General features: G+C 72.3%; 11 protein-coding genes. 2 read left to right on the top strand and 9 right to left on the bottom strand.

Going from position 1 to position 11,752, the window contains the following annotated elements; genetic code table 11:
• From KS423_RS25225 to map, 5 genes are all read right to left on the bottom strand, one after another.
• Positions 1-2,281, bottom strand: a 2,281-nt coding sequence (locus tag KS423_RS25225; RefSeq protein WP_224282052.1) for a transglycosylase domain-containing protein, incomplete at its 3' end; no start/stop codon positions are given.
• Between the two features lie 170 nt (positions 2,282-2,451).
• The gene (locus tag KS423_RS25220) at positions 2,452-3,954 is read right to left on the bottom strand and encodes an alpha/beta hydrolase (protein ID WP_224282051.1); all 1,503 of its coding nucleotides are present in this window, start codon (positions 3,952-3,954) and stop codon (positions 2,452-2,454) included.
• A 157-nt stretch (positions 3,955-4,111) separates the two neighbouring features.
• Positions 4,112-4,537 (bottom strand): thioesterase family protein, encoded by a 426-nt coding sequence (locus KS423_RS25215; RefSeq protein ID WP_224282050.1) that lies wholly within the window; start codon positions 4,535-4,537, stop codon positions 4,112-4,114.
• A 74-nt stretch (positions 4,538-4,611) separates the two neighbouring features.
• Positions 4,612-5,307: an HAD family hydrolase gene (locus tag KS423_RS25210; RefSeq protein WP_224282049.1), complete on the bottom strand. Its 696-nt coding sequence runs from the start codon at positions 5,305-5,307 to the stop codon at positions 4,612-4,614.
• A 47-nt stretch (positions 5,308-5,354) separates the two neighbouring features.
• Positions 5,355-6,122 carry a type I methionyl aminopeptidase gene (map, locus tag KS423_RS25205; RefSeq protein ID WP_224282048.1) on the bottom strand — a complete coding sequence of 256 codons (768 nt, stop codon included), beginning with the start codon at positions 6,120-6,122 and terminating at the stop codon, positions 5,355-5,357.
• A 98-nt stretch (positions 6,123-6,220) separates the two neighbouring features.
• On the opposite strand from map, the gene KS423_RS25200 reads away from it, so the two are divergent.
• Positions 6,221-6,490, top strand: coding sequence for a helix-turn-helix domain-containing protein (locus KS423_RS25200; RefSeq protein ID WP_224282047.1), 270 nt, complete (start codon positions 6,221-6,223; stop codon positions 6,488-6,490).
• A gap of 131 nt (positions 6,491-6,621) precedes the next feature.
• Here KS423_RS25200 and KS423_RS25195 read toward each other — a convergent pair whose 3' ends face one another.
• Genes KS423_RS25195 through KS423_RS25185 form a run of 3 tightly spaced genes read right to left on the bottom strand, consistent with a single transcriptional unit; the run spans position 6,622 to position 9,907 of the window.
• Positions 6,622-8,022, bottom strand: a complete 1,401-nt coding sequence (locus tag KS423_RS25195; RefSeq protein WP_224282046.1) for an ABC transporter substrate-binding protein — start codon at positions 8,020-8,022, stop codon at positions 6,622-6,624.
• Positions 8,023-8,072: 50 nt separating this feature from the next.
• The gene (locus KS423_RS25190) at positions 8,073-8,975 is read right to left on the bottom strand and encodes a carbohydrate ABC transporter permease (protein ID WP_224282045.1); all 903 of its coding nucleotides are present in this window, start codon (positions 8,973-8,975) and stop codon (positions 8,073-8,075) included.
• On the bottom strand, positions 8,972-9,907 hold the full coding sequence (locus KS423_RS25185) for a carbohydrate ABC transporter permease (protein WP_224282044.1): 936 nt from the start codon (positions 9,905-9,907) through the stop codon (positions 8,972-8,974). Before KS423_RS25185 ends, KS423_RS25190 begins: the two co-directional genes overlap by 4 nt.
• 215 nt (positions 9,908-10,122) lie before the next feature.
• Between KS423_RS25185 and KS423_RS47505 the strand changes: the two genes are divergently transcribed.
• On the top strand, positions 10,123-10,809 hold the full coding sequence (locus KS423_RS47505; protein WP_308020247.1) for an SMI1/KNR4 family protein: 687 nt from the start codon (positions 10,123-10,125) through the stop codon (positions 10,807-10,809).
• A 12-nt stretch (positions 10,810-10,821) separates the two neighbouring features.
• Here KS423_RS47505 and KS423_RS25175 read toward each other — a convergent pair whose 3' ends face one another.
• Positions 10,822-11,583 carry an SDR family NAD(P)-dependent oxidoreductase gene (locus KS423_RS25175; protein WP_224282043.1) on the bottom strand — a complete coding sequence of 254 codons (762 nt, stop codon included), beginning with the start codon at positions 11,581-11,583 and terminating at the stop codon, positions 10,822-10,824.
• Positions 11,584-11,752: the final 169 nt, after the last annotated feature.

The raw sequence follows: 11,752 nt of genomic DNA, 5'->3' as shown, positions 1-11,752 counted from the left end.
CCGGCGGGACGGACGGCGCACTGCCGCCGGTCGGGCCGGTGCCGCGCGGCCTGCCGCCGTTGCCTGGGCCCCCGGTGGCGGGGGCGCCGGTGCAGGTGACCGAGCTCGGCGAGCCGCTCGCGGTGGTGCAGTTGGCGTCCCGCCGGGGCGGGTCCGGGATGCGGACGGTGGTGAAGGCCTTCTCCGGCATGTTCCGGACCGCGTCGCTCATCGCCTGCTGCCAGATCGGCCCGGGGCCGGTGGCGCCGAAGACCTCGGCCTGGTACTTGCCGCCGATCCGGATGTTGCGCATCGGCACCTTGGTGCCGGGGCTGCCCAGCCAGACCGAGCCCGCCAGGTTGCCCGTGTAGCCGGTGAACCAGGCCGACTTCTTCTCGTCCGTGGTCCCGGTCTTGCCGGCGATCTGGCGGCCGTCGTCCAGGCCGAGGTCCCGCGCGGTGCCGCCCTTCTCGGTCACCCCGAGCAGCACGCTGTTGATCACGTCGGCGGTGTCCTCGGACATCGCCGGGGTGCACCGGGCCGGGGGCACCGGGACGTCGGTGCCGTCCACGGTGGTGATCCGGTTGATCGCCAGCGGTGCGCAGTAGGTGCCCCGGGCGGCGAAGGTCGCGTACACGTTGGCCATGGTCAGCGGGCTGACCTCCTGGGTGCCGAGGCCGAGCGCGGGCAGCTCCTGGAGCGGCTGGCCGTTCGCCTTGCCCTCCACGCCCAGCTTGTTGGCCATCTGCTTGACGGCGCAGAGGCCGATCTCCTGCTCCATCTGCACGAAGTAGGTGTTCACGGAGAGCGCCATGGCCTGCTTGAGCTCGTACGGGCCGACCTCGGTCGGGCTCTCGTTGGGGATGCTCCCCTCCTTCTTGCCCTTGCTGAGGTTCTTCCAGGTGCCGTCGCAGGTCTTCATCGTCGGCCAGTCCATCCGGTTGGGCGAGTCGTACCGCTGGGTGGAGGACAGACCGGCCTCCAGGGCGGCGGCGGCCACGATCGGCTTGAAGTTGGAGCCGGGCTGGAAGCCGATGCCGCCGCCCATCGCCGCGTCCACGTTGTAGTTGACGACGGTCTCGTTCTTCTCCTTGGCCAGGCCGTACGGGCGGGTCTGCGCCATCGCCAGGATCTTGCCGCTGCCGGGCTCGACCATCGTCATCGCGGCCGAGACCGGGTCGGTGACGTACACCTTGGTGGAGACCGCGTTCTGTGCGGCGGCCTGCTTGTCCGGGTCCAGCGTGGTGTAGATGTTCAGACCGCCGGTGTCCCACAGCTTCTTGCGCTCGGCCGAGCTCTTGCCGAACGTCGGGTCCTGCTTGACCACGTGCCGCACGTAGTCGCAGAAGAACCCCATCCCGGCCTGGGCGGTGATGCAGCCGTTCCGCGGGTCCTTGTAGTTGAGGCCGAGCGGGGTGGCCTTCGCCTCCCTGGCCTGCTCCGCGGTGATGTGCTTGTTCTCCACCATCTTGTCGATGACGGTGTCGCGACGCTTCTGGGCGGCCACCGGGTGCAGCTTCGGGTCGTACTGGGACGGGTTCTGCACCAGCCCGGCGAGCATCGCCGCCTCGGGCAGGTTGAGGTCCTTGGCGTCCTTGCTGAAGTAGCGCTGGGAGGCGGCCTGGATGCCGTACGCCTGGTGGCCGTAGAAGGTGATGTTGAGGTAGTTGGTGAGGATCTGCTCCTTGGTCAGGTCCTCCTCCAGCTTGATGGCGTACCGGAGTTCCTGGATCTTGCGGCCGAGGGTCTTGCGCTGCGCCTCGCGCACCGCGTCCAGGTCGTCCCCGGCCTTCTCCACGTTGACGTTCTTCACGTACTGCTGGGTCAGGGTGGAGGCGCCCTGGACGGCGGCCCCGCTCTCCGCGTTCTTGGTGATCGCGCGGAGGATGCCCTTGAGGTCGACGGCGCCGTGCTCGTAGAAGCGGGCGTCCTCGATGTCGACCTGGGCGTGCCGCATGAACGGTGACATCTGGTCGGCGGGTATGACGGTGCGGTCGCGCTCGTAGACCTTGGCGATCAGGCCGCCCCTGGCGTCGAAGATCTGCGTCGCCTGGCTCAGCGGCGGGGTCCTGAAGTCGTCGGGGATGCTCTCGAAGCCCTCGGCGCCGCTCTTCGCCCCGAGTCCGACCGCCCCGGCCGCCGGGAGGATCAGGCCCGCCAGCAGTACACCGCCCAGCACGCTGGCGCCGAGGAAGGTGGCCGCGTGGCCCAGGATGCCGATCGGGGTCTCGCGGCGCCTCGGGCGCGGCACCCAGGTGTCGCCCGGGTCCGAGGCGGCGGGTATGCGGCTCTTCGGTGACATAGATCGAACATTACGGCCGCGAACAGGCCGTGGGGGACGGGTGTTGGCGAAGGATTGTCACAAAATCGCGACGGATTCGACTCATTCCCGAGGGTCGATCGGGCGTGCACGGCAGGACAAGGGCCGTTCGTCCACGGCCCGTTGCCCCGCCCGCACACCTCCCCGCCGGCTCAGCCGGCCGGGCAGAAGACGTCCCGGGCCGGGCGGCGGCCGGTGATCAGGTAGTCCGTCACCACCTCGTCGCCGCAGGCGTTCCCGTTGGCCCGGTACACGTCGTGGCCGCCCGAGTCCACCGTCACCATCCGGGCCCGGTCACCGAACGCCGCACGCAGCTTGAGCGCGCCGGCGTACGGAGTCGCGGGGTCGCGCAGGTTCTGGGTGAGCAGCACGTCGGCCGGGCCGCGGTCGGTGATCCGCACCGGCGGCTCGGCGGGCGCGAACGGCCAGAAGGCGCAGGGCATCACGTTCACCGGCATGCCGGCGGTGAGCGGACGGGCGGCGCGGTCGGCGGCAGCGGCCGCGGCGTAGCCGGCCGGGTCGGCGGGCCACCGGACGTCGTTGCAGAGGGTGCCGACCGAGACCGCGACGGTGTTCTGCACCGCCTGCTCCGGCGGTACCACCGGGGCGGGCAGCGGGCGACGGCCGAGACCCGCCAGCATCAGCCGGGCGAGGTCCGGGAACCGGGCGTCCGCGTACATGCTCTCCAGCAGGGTCTCGCGCAGCACGTTGCCGTTCAGCTCCGCCGGGTTGGCGCCCGGCCATGGCAGCGGGGCCCGGTCGAGGCGGGCGGCGAGGTCGAGGAAGAGCGGGCGGACCTCCGCGGGGGTGTCCGCGACCCGGTCGGGATTGTCCGGCGCGGACGCCCACGTCGCGAAGTCGGGGAAGCGGTCCTCGATGCCCCGGCCGTAGTTGTCCAGCCAGCCGCGCTCGACCCGCGACGGGTCCGGGTCGTCGTTGCTGTCCAGCACGATCCGGTCGGTCCGCTCCGGGAACATGGTGGCGTAGACGGCGCCCGCGTAGGTGCCGTACGAGACGCCCCAGGCGGAGAGGCGGCGCTCGCCGAGGGCGCGACGGATGCTGTCGATGTCGCGGGCCTCGTTGGCGGTGGAGATACTGCGCAGCACCGGGCCGCCGTTGCGGGCGCAGGTCTCGGCGACGCGGCGGGCGGTGGCCAGGTTCTCGTCGATCGAGCCGTCGGCGGCCGGCCAGGGGCGCAGCTTGACCATCGTCAGATCGGCGGTGTCCAGCCCGCAGCTGACCGGGGTGGAGCGGCCGACGCCCCGCGGGTCGAAGCCGACCACGTCGTAGCGGTCGCGGACGGACTGCGGCAGGCGCCCTGCCATGCCCTTGACGAGGTCGAGGCTGGAGCCGCCCGGTCCGCCGGGGACGGCCAGCAGGACGCCGCGGCGCAGGCCGGGCTCGGCGGCGGTGATCCGGGAGACGGCGAGGGTGATGCGGGTGCCGTTCGGGTCGGCGTAGTCCAGCGGGACGCTGACCTCGGCGCACCGTTGGGGGCTGTCGGCCGGGGCGCCCGGACAAGCGGTCCAGGCGAGGCCGCCCCTCCCGAGCGGCGCGGTGTCGGCGGCACCGGCGGGCAGGGCGCTCAGTGCGGTGACGGCGAGGGCGGCGGCCGCGGTGACCGCGGCGGTGATGGTGCGGGTGGGCTTCGACATGCCCAAGAGTCTGCTGCGGCAGGGGACTTGGGCCCATCCGGACAGCGGGCCGGTCGGGGGTGGGGAAATCCCCCGGGTGCCGGGACAGGGCGGAGGCCGCTTCCGGCTGCGGTCTCCGGCCTCGGAGGGTGGCGGTGGCGGCGGGGGGCCGGTTCGCTCAGAGGCCGAGCAGGCCCGGGTCGGTGGCCAGGGCGCGCAGCGGCTCGCGCGGGTCGGCGACCAGTCGGCGCTCCGTCAGGTCGAGGATGCCGCCGACGCCGGTGATCTCGGCGGCCAGCACGCCGTCCTCGCGGACCAGCCGCTGCACCACCTGGAAGGTCTTTCCGTCCCGCCAGGTGAACGAACAGCCGACCTCCACCGAGTCGCCCGCGCGCAGCTCCCGCAGGTACTTGACCGTGGTCTCCAGGACCACCGGGCCGACCCCCTCGGCGACCAGGTCCGCCTGGCGGATCCCGGCCGCCCGGAGGTACTCCCAGCGGGCGTGCTCGGCGTACTGGAGGTAGACCGCCTGGTTGAGGTGGCCCTGGGAGTCCGTCTCGTACCCGCGGACGGTGATGTGCGTGGTGAAGCCCTGATCGTTCATGCCCCGCACCGTACTCCGGGCCGCCGGGGCGCCACCTCGTGTCCTCCGTCACCCCGGCCGGACGGCCTCCCGGCTCACCCGGACAGGGTCTCCAGGAGCGGTACGAGGGCGTTCGGGCGCTGGTCGACGGGCAGGTGGTCGACGGGGTGGAAGCCGCAGCCGAGCGCGGTCGCGCCGCCGTCGCAGGTACGGTCGTCGCCGACCATCAGGACGTCGGCCGGGGCGAGGCCGAGCCGCTCGCAGGCGGTCTCGAAGATCGCCGGATCGGGCTTCTGGGCGCCCACCTCGCAGGACAGCACGTAGACGTCCACCAGCTCGTCCAGGCCGTGCGCACGGAAGATCGGACGCAGGTCCCAGCCGACGTTGCTCACCACCGCGACCGGCACGCCCCGGCGGCGCAGCTCGCGCAGCACGGGGACGGCGTCCGGGTACGGCCGCCAGCTCGCGGGCGCGATGTGGGTGTCGTAGAGGGCGTCCACGTCGAGGCCGGCGGGCGGCTCGGCGGCCCGGGTCAGTGCGGTGTACGCGGTGCGGTGCAGCTCGGGGGTCAGGTCCCGCGTGTCCCAGGCCTGTTGGACCTCCGGCGGGACGCGGCGCGGCGCCACGCCGCCAGGCAGGGCGCCGAACTCCTCCAGCCGGGCCACCAGTTCGGCCTCCTCCCGGGCGGGCAGGTCGAGGCCGGTGGCGGCGACGTGGGCCGCCAGCCACTCGGCGGTGGAGACGACCCTGAAGAGGGTGCCGGAGAAGTCGAACATCACGCCTTTGATCATGCCCGAGAGCGTAGCCGCGCCCCGTCACTCGTGGCCGGCCTTTCGGATCAGGGCAGGGTGAGGACGCGCGGGCCGTCCTCGGTGACGGCGACGGTGTGTTCGACGTGGGCCGCCCGGCTGCCGTCGACGGTGCGCAGGGTCCAGCCGTCCGGATCGGTGCGGTGGTCGTCACGGCCGCCGGCCAGCAGCATCGGCTCGATCGCCAGCACCAGGCCTGGGCGCAGCGGGTAACCCCGGCCCGGGCGGCCCTCGTTGGGCACGTGGGGGTCCTCGTGCATCCGGCGGCCGATGCCGTGCCCGCCGTAGCCGTCCAGCATGCCGTACCGGCCGGAGCGGGCGACGGTGCCGATGGCGTGGGCGATGTCCCCGATCCGGTTGCCGACCACGGCGGCGGCGATGCCCGCTTCCAGGGCGCGCCGGGTGGTCTCGATCAGGGCGGTGTCCTCGGGGCGTGCGGTGCCGACGGTGAAGCTGACCGCCGAGTCCCCGGCCCAGCCGTCCAGGACGGCACCGCAGTCGATGCTCACCAGGTCGCCGTCGCGCAGCCGGTAGCCGTCCGGGATGCCGTGCACCACGGCGTCGTTCACCGACGCGCAGATGACCGCCGGGAACGGGACGGGCGCGAAGGACGGGCGGTAGCCGAGGAAGGGCGAGGCGGCCCCGGCCGCCTTGAGCACGCCCCGCGCCACCTCGTCCAGTTCCAGCAGGCTCACCCCGACCGCCGCCTGCGCCCGGACGGCCGCCAGCGCGTCCGCCACCACCCGCCCGGCCTCGCGCATCGCGGCCAGCCCGGCGTCCGTCTTGAGTTCGACCATGGTGCATCTCTCCCCTGGGTCCAATTCTTATACCGGTATTTGTATCACGGTCGCGGGTGTGGACCGCCCCGGCGGCGTCAGGGCCTAGACTCGTCGGCATGGTGAGGACTCCGCTGACCCCGTGGGAGCGCGAGCGCGGCGAACGCTTCGGGGCGCTGCTGCGCGAGGCGCGCGGCGAGCGCAGCATGGTCGAGGTGGCGGCGGTGGCCGGCGTCTCGGCGGAGACGCTGCGGAAGATCGAGACGGGCCGCGCGCCCACGCCGTCCTTCTTCACCATCGCGGCACTGGCTTTCGCGCTCGACCTGTCACTGGACGAACTGGCGGCCGCGTGCGCGCCCTCGGAGAACGGCGAGGCGCTCTCCGCCTAGCTCCCGCCCGGCTCCGTCGCTTCCTCTTCTCCGAGGCGGACACCTCGTTGGACCTCCCTCGACGACGGCGGCCCGCCCTGCGCTCGGTGCGCGGGGCGGGCCGTCGTCGTGGTGCCGCTCGGCGGCGCGGTTCAGCCGACCGAGCTGTTGTAGCTCTCGATCGCCGGCTGGAGCTCCTTCGCCGCGTCGGCCAGGGCCTGCTGGGCCGGCTTGGTGCCCGCGATGGTCTGCTCGATCGCGGTCTCCACGCCCTTGCGGGCCTGCGGCATCACGCCGAGCAGGCAGCCGGCCGTGGCCGGGGTCGGCTTGGTGGCCTTCAGCTGGTCGATCGCGGTCTGGAACTGCGGGTACTTGGCCACCCACTCCTTGTCCTTGGGGTCGTCCAGGGACTTCTTGTTGACCGGGAAGTAGCCGGTGCCGGTGTGCCAGACGGCCTGCTGCTCGGGGGCGGAGACGAACTTCTCGAACTCCCAGGCGGCGCGCTTCTCGGCGTCCGAGTGGCCGGGGCCGCTGATCCACAGCGAGGCACCGCCGATCACCGGGCCGCCCTGGTCGGTGGCGGCCGCCTTCGGGAAGGCCGCGGTGCCGACGCCGAACTTCGCCGCCTCGGTGTAGCCGCGCAGCACACCGGTGGACTCCAGGTGCATCGCGACCGTCCCGGCCTTGAACGCGGCCTGGGCGTCGTCGGTGGTGCGGCCGGTGTTGGCCGCGTAGCCGCCCTTGACCAGGTCGGCCCACCACTGGACGATCTGGGCGCCCTGGGCGGAGTCGAAGACGACCTTGCCGGCCTTGTTGCTGCGGCCGTTGTCGTTGTCGCAGTACATGGAGCCGGACTCGGCCAGCAGCTGCTCGACGAACCAGCCGTAGATGGCGGCGCCGAAGCCGTACCGGACGGTCTTGCCGTCGGCGTCCTTCTTGGTCAGCTTCTTGGCCAGCTCGCCCAGCTCGTTGAGGTCCTTGGGCGCCTGGGCCGGGTCGAGGCCGGCCTCCTTGAAGGCGTCGGTGTTCAGGTAGAGCAGCGGCATCGAGGAGTTGAACGGCATCGACTGGAGCTTGCCGCCGACCGAGTAGTAGTTGCGGATGTTGGCGTCCAGGTCGTCCAGCGCGTAGCCGTCCTTGTCGGCGAAGGCCTGGGCCGGGACGGTCTGCTTGGAGTCGATCATGAACCGGGTGCCGATGTCGTAGACCTGCGCCAGGGCGGGGGTGCCCTTCTGCTGCACCGCGGCCTTGTACTTGGTGACCAGTTCGTCGTACTTGCCCTGGAACTGCGCCTTGACCTCGATCTTGCCCTGGTGGGCGGCGTTGAACTGGCTGACCAGCCCGTTCAGCACCTCGGCGTTCTTGCCGGTCATCGAGTGCCAGAACTCGACGGTGGTGACACCGGAGGCCTGGTCGAGCGCCTGGGCGCCGGGCGCGCCGGCGTCGGAGGAGCCGCCGGAGCCGGAACCGGAACCGGAACCACTGGAGCTGCAGGCGGTCAGGGACAGGCCGGCCACCAGCAGGGCCGCGAGCGCGCGCGCACTCTTCTTCACGAGGGTTCTCTCTCTATCCGGGAAAGCCACGAACGTGGACGGGAAGCAGGTCAGCGGACCGCGCCCGCGGTGAGGCCGCGGACGATGAAGCGCTGGCCGAAGACCACCAGGGCGAGGGTGGGCAGCAGGGAGAGCACGACGCCGGCCAGGATCAGCCCGGGGTCGGCCATTTCGGAGTCGCGCAGCGAGGTCAGACCGATCTGGAGGGTCTGCATGTTCGCCGTGCGGGTGATGATCAGCGGCCAGAAGTACTGGTTCCAGGCCGACAGGAAGACGTAGATCGACAGCGCCGCGAGGGCCGGCTTGTTGAGCGGGACGACGATCCGCCACAGGAAGCGCCAGTGGCCGGCCCCGTCGATCCGGGCGGCGTCGCGCAGTTCGCCGGGCAGCTGGCGGAAGGCCTGGCGCAGCATGAAGGTGCCGAAGCCGGAGGCCAGGAAGGGCAGCACCAGGCCGAAGTAGGTGTTGCCGAGCCCCCAGTCGGACAGCGTCAGGTAGTTGGGGATGATGATGGCCTCCCACGGGACCATCAGCGTGGCCAGGAACACCCCGAACACCACGGCCCGCGCCTTCATCGGCAGGAAGACGAAGGCGTACGCGGCGAGGACGGAGGTGAACAGCTGGGCGAGGGTGATGACGGTCGCCACGATCGCCGAGTTGGCGTACTGGCGGGCCAGCGGGATGGCGTCCACGGCGCCGGAGAAGTTCCGTCCGGTGACCGAGTGCGGCACCAGGGCCGGCGGGTAGGAGGAGAGTTCGGACGGGCCCATGAAGGCGCCGGCGATCGCGTAGTAGACCGGGAAGGCCACGGTGACGACGGCGACGGCGAGCAGCAGGTAGACGGCGGCGCGGCCGAGCAGGTCGCGCGGGGAGCGCCCGGCGAGGGCACGGGCACGGGCGCGCGGGCGGGGCGCCTCGGCCTCCGTCCCGGCCTCGGTGGTCAGTGTGGTCATGCGTAGTGCACCTTCCGCTCCAGGACGCCGAACTGGACGGCCGTACAGGCGAGGACGACCACGAGCAGCACCACGGCCTGGGCGCTCGCGGTGCCGAAGTCACTGGAGCCGTACGCGAAGGCCTTCTCGTAGACGGAGTAGACGAGGGTCCGGGTGGAACCGTCCGGCCCGCCCTTGGTGAGGATGTGGATCTGGCCGAAGCTCTGGAGCGCGTGGACGGTGGAGACCACGGTCAGGAAGAACAGGTTCGGGCCGAGCATCGGGATGGTGATCGAGCGGGCCAGCCGCAGGCCGCAGGCGCCGTCGATGCGGGCCGCCTCGACGACCTCGCCCGGGATCGAGCCGATGCCCGCGGAGAGCACCAGCACGTTGTAGCCGAGGTTCATCCACACCGTGGTGACGGCCACCGAGACCAGCGCGTACCGGGAGTCGGTCAGCCAGCCGATCGGGCCGAGGCCGACGTGCGAGAGCAGGCCGTTGAGCACCCCGCTGGCGGGGTTGAAGAACACCGCGAAGACCACCGAGGCGCTGGCCACCGAGAACGCGAAGGGCAGCGCGAAGGCCGAGCGCAGCAGTCGCACGCCCCGGATCCGGTTCTCCAGGAGCAGCACCAGCACCAGCGCGCCGAGCACCCCGGGCACCACGGTGAGCAGCGTGAACAGCGCCGTGGTCAGCAGGGTGCGGCCGAAGTCGGCCGAGGCGAACAGGTCGGTGTAGTGCTTCGTCCCCACGTAGCGGGAGGGCGCGCCGAAGAGGTCGTTGGCGTGTCCGCTCAGGTAGATCGTCCGCCACAGCGGGTAGCCGATGAAGAGGACGAAGACCACCAGGGAGGGCAGCAGGAAGGCCCAGGCGAGCCCGTGTTCGCCCCAGCGCCCTCGCCGATGTGGTCGTGGGCGGCCCGGGAGGGGCCCGGTGTGCGGTGCGGTCGGCATCGTTCGCGCGTCCGCCTTTCGTGATGTCGGTTCCGGCCGAAACCGTGTCTTGCCCGAACGACGGCGCGGAAACCCCGTGGTGATCAACGGGTGTCGCCGGGATTACGCGTTCGCGTCAGATCCGGCCGGTCGTGCGCGGAGGGGCGGCGAACGGGCGGCGGACGGGCAGTTGAGCGGTTCACCGCGCTGTCGGAGGGGTGGCGTACGGTGCGCTGGTGGACGAAACGGAATTCGACATCCCGGCCGCAATGGCCGAAAGTGTGCGCTCCCGCGCGGGTGCCTGGGCGCTCGTCACGGGCTTCGCCGGTTACTGGGGCGAGCCCCTGGTGCCCGGCGACGGCTTTACGGACGCGGAGCTGGACGCCGCCGAGCGGCGGCTGGGCCTGCGGCTGCCGGCGGCGCTGCGCGAGGCGTACCGGCTGTTCGGCCGCCGGGCTGACCTGACCAGCAGTCATGACGTGCTGCTGACACCGGACGAGCTGCACGTGCTGGACGGCGCGCTGGTGTACCGGGCGGAGAACCAGGGCTGCGCGCACTGGGGTGTGCCGCTGGACGAGCTCGGCCGGGAGGACCCGCCGACGGTGGTGCGGCCGGACCTGGCGGACAAGTCACAGGAGCGGTGGGAGCCCTGGGAGGAGCGCTTCTCGACGGCGGCCGCAGCGATGGCGCTGATGGAGAAGCTGCTGGAGGACCACGAGCTGAGCGACGTCCTGGAATCAGGCGACGAGCTTCCGGACGGCTTCCGGGAGTTGCCCGCGCTCGGCCGCGACTTCCGCTGGTACCAGGCACCGGACGTGCTGGTCGGGGCGGCGGGGGACGCCTGGGTGGTGGCCCGGGCACGCACCCCGGAAGCGCTGGAGGCGCTCTACGAGGCGGTGCCCGGGCCGCGGTCGGGCGGGTAGACCCGCCTGCGGTCAGGCGGAGGAGCCGCCGTCCAGCACGAGGTCGCTGCCGACGGTGTAGCCCGCCTCCGGCGAGGCCAGGTACAGCACCGCGGCGGCCACCTCCTCCGTCGCGCCGGACCGGCCGACCGGGACCTCGGCCTTCATCCGCTCGGCCTTCGCCTCGGCGTCCTCGCCCGGCCGGGAGGACATCGGGGTGTCCACCGCGCCGGGGCTGACGGTGTTGATCCGCACGCCCTCGGCGATGTGGTCGAGGGCGGCGGCCCGGGTCAGCGCGGTGACCGCGGCCTTGCTGGCGGCGTAGGCGCCGACGCCCGCGATCCGCTTGTGGGCGCCGAGGTTGGACGAGACGTTGACGATCGCGCCGCCGCCGTGGGCCCGCATGTGGGCGATCTGCTGCTGCATGGCGAGCAGGGTGCCGGTGACGTTGACGCCGATCACCCGCTGCCACTCGGCCTCGTCGATCTCGGCGACCGGACCGGCGGCGCCGAACACTCCGGCGTTGTTGACGGCGACGTCCAGGGCGCCGAACCGCTCGATGGTCTCCCGGACCAGCCGGGCGGCGTCCTGGGCGTTCGTCACGTCGCCGGTCAGCGCGACCGCCTTGCCGCCGGCCTGCTCGATCAGTTCGACGGTCTCGGCGAGCGGGCCGGCGCCGCGCCCGGCGACCGCGACCCTGGCGCCCTCGCGGGCGAAGGCGAGCGCGATGGCCCGGCCGATGCCGCTGCCACCGCCGGTGACCAGGACGGACTTGTCGGCGAAACGCGTGCTCATCAGGTGAACTCCTTGATTCGGATGGTGCGTTCGGGTGCGGTTGGGGTGGTCCGGGGCAGGGCGGCGACCGCCACGGCGGTGAGCGCCAGCCCGGCGGCGGCTGCCGCGAAGGCCGCGGCGTAGCCGCCGACGACGCTCGGGCGGGTGGCGGCGAGCGCCATCAGGGCGG

The organism is Streptomyces sp. LS1784, from assembly GCF_020103755.1.
Classification (GTDB): Bacteria; Actinomycetota; Actinomycetes; order Streptomycetales; family Streptomycetaceae; genus Kitasatospora.
The sequence above is the reverse complement of the archived record's forward strand: the minus strand, read 5'-3'. Positions and strand labels throughout refer to the sequence as shown.